The sequence below is a fragment of the Pseudomonas quasicaspiana genome (assembly GCF_021147825.1).
Classification (GTDB): domain Bacteria; phylum Pseudomonadota; class Gammaproteobacteria; order Pseudomonadales; family Pseudomonadaceae; genus Aquipseudomonas; species Aquipseudomonas quasicaspiana.
In genome coordinates this window covers 1-995 of the sequence record NZ_JAGTPI010000132.1, presented here as the reverse complement: position 1 = coordinate 995, position 995 = coordinate 1, and the positions used below count along the sequence as shown (strand labels likewise).

The window sequence follows — 995 nt, the reverse complement described above, 5'->3', positions numbered from 1 at the left end:
CCTGCGGCTGGATCACCTCCTTAATCGACGACTCAGCTGCAGCACAAGTTCCCACACGAATTGCTTGATTCATTGAAGAAGACGATTAGAAGCAGCTTTTGCTTTGCACACCCGATTTTGGGTCTGTAGCTCAGTTGGTTAGAGCGCACCCCTGATAAGGGTGAGGTCGGCAGTTCGAATCTGCCCAGACCCACCAGTTACCTGGTGAAGTTGGTCAGAGCGCGTACGACACCCGGATACGGGGCCATAGCTCAGCTGGGAGAGCGCCTGCCTTGCACGCAGGAGGTCAGCGGTTCGATCCCGCTTGGCTCCACCACTTACTGCTTCTGTTTGAAAGCTTAGAAATGAGCACTCCATCGATGTGATGGTGAGTGTTGATTTCTAGTCTTTGATTAGATCGTTCTTTAAAAATTTGGGTATGTGATAGAAATATAGACTGGGCACCTCTTTCACTGGTGCGTGTCCAGGCTAAGGTAAAGTTTGTGAGAACAAACTTTCGGCGAATGTCGTCTTCACAGTATAACCAGATTGCTTGGGGTTATATGGTCAAGTGAAGAAGCGCATACGGTGGATGCCTTGGCAGTCAGAGGCGATGAAAGACGTGGTAGCCTGCGAAAAGCTTCGGGGAGTCGGCAAACAGACTGTGATCCGGAGATGTCTGAATGGGGGAACCCAGCTGTCATAAGACAGTTACCTTACACTGAATACATAGGTGTATGGAGCGAACCAGGGGAACTGAAACATCTAAGTACCCTGAGGAAAAGAAATCAACCGAGATTCCCTTAGTAGTGGCGAGCGAACGGGGACCAGCCCTTAAGTGGCTTTGAGATTAGCGGAACGCTCTGGAAAGTGCGGCCATAGTGGGTGATAGCCCTGTACGCGAAAATCTCTTTGTCATGAAATCGAGTAGGACGGGGCACGAGAAACCTTGTCTGAACATGGGGGGACCATCCTCCAAGGCTAAATACTACTGACTGACCGATAGTGAACTAGTA

Annotated in this window: 2 tRNA genes and 1 rRNA gene; all 3 read left to right on the top strand. The window is 50.1% G+C overall.

The annotated features are described in order from the left end of the window. The first annotated feature begins 119 nt into the window (after positions 1–119). Positions 120–196, top strand: a tRNA-Ile gene (locus tag KDX30_RS29430). Positions 197–240: 44 nt separating this feature from the next. Next, positions 241–316, top strand: a tRNA-Ala gene (locus KDX30_RS29425). A 228-nt stretch (positions 317–544) separates the two neighbouring features. After that, positions 545–995: ribosomal RNA gene (locus KDX30_RS29420) — 23S ribosomal RNA — on the top strand; the annotation flags it as partial.